Source organism: Candidatus Neptunochlamydia vexilliferae (genome assembly GCF_015356785.1).
Taxonomy (GTDB): Bacteria; Chlamydiota; Chlamydiia; order Chlamydiales; family Simkaniaceae; genus Neptunichlamydia; species Neptunichlamydia vexilliferae.
On sequence record NZ_JAAEJV010000119.1, the window covers coordinates 1 to 1,286 of the forward strand.

Annotated in this window: 2 protein-coding genes; both read right to left on the reverse strand. The window is 39.1% G+C overall.

Annotation, left to right across the window (positions count from 1 at the left end):
* Positions 1-68: 68 nt before the first annotated feature.
* Positions 69-809 (reverse strand): IS21-like element helper ATPase IstB, encoded by a 741-nt coding sequence (gene istB, locus NEPTK9_RS09495; protein WP_194846978.1) that lies wholly within the window; start codon positions 807-809, stop codon positions 69-71.
* The coding region (locus NEPTK9_RS09500) for a Mu transposase domain-containing protein (protein ID WP_420887676.1) at positions 810-1,286 on the reverse strand (477 nt) is incomplete at its 5' end.

Below are 1,286 nucleotides of genomic sequence, written 5' to 3' on the forward strand. Positions count from 1 at the left end.
TGTCAAAGTCAAGGAAAATTCCATAGGTATCGATGAGATAAATTCCATAGATCTACATAAAAATATTTTTACTCCCCCCTCTTACTTGTAATATCCTTAGTTCTAAAGCTTTGACCTGTGATCGTGATGATTTGCGAGTGATGAACAATTCGGTCCGATATTGCTGAGGCTAAAATATTGTCAGAAAAAATTTCTCCCCATTTGTCGATCGATTTGTTAGTTGTGATGATCATTGAGCCAGTTTCGTATCTTTTTGAGATGATCTCAAAAAAGTCATCCACGCTATAGTCGGGGACTTTCTTAAATCCTAGTTCATCTAGGATCAGTAGATCTGGAGCAAGGTACTCTTTAACTTTTTTAGAGTAAGAGTTATCGGCTTTTGAGCTGTGGAGGGTCCGGAGCATTTCTCCTACTCCGGTAAAAAGGACTTTGTGTCCTTTTTGTAGTCCTTTGATCCCTGTTGCTATTGAGAGATGGGTTTTGCCTGTTCCTGGTTCTCCAATGAAAATGATGTTTTTTTTCTCTTTTATGAACTGACAGGTCATAATGTCGCTGATCTGTTTTTTATCAAGCGAGGGTTGGAAGGAAAAGTCAAAATCTTCTATGGTTTTTCTTGAAGGGAGTTTTGCTTGGAGGCAACGCTTTTTATAGTTGTTATCCCTTCGACTGTTGGCTTCATCTTCTAAGAGGACTTCAAGGAACTCTCTATAGGAGATGGAGCTTTTTTCTGCATAAGCTAATCGCTCATCTAGGGTGTTACAAACTCCTGCGAGTTTGAGGTTTTTTAGACTTTGTTTGATTTGGTTCATTTATAAGTCCTTGTCTAGGGGGAGGTTATAGCTCCCGTTTTCACAGATGTTTTTAATGATACGGTAGCCAGTTGCTCCGTAATATAAGGCACGTTCGCATGCCTTATCGATCACTTCTTTGGGATGTTCTTTTTTGAGGGAGAGGATTCCTTGTATCCCTCGGTTCCAATTTTTTGGGTTTTTTTCTAAAAAATAGATGAAATATTTCCCCGCGTAGAGTCCGATGTCTTCCATTTTGAGTCGATATTTTTCTTGGTACTCTGTCGATGTGATTTGCTTATATTGGGGGTAGTGCTCAGGAATTGTTACGAAGGCCCCTTTTTCCTTGCTTCTAATATGAAGGACAATTTCTTCTCCTTCATAGAAGATACGGATGGTATCCCTTCCTTGCTGGACATCCAATTCTTTTCCAACATATTTGTAAGGAACTGAGTAGTAGCTATAGTCAATATAAACATGGCAGTCCCGATAAACCTT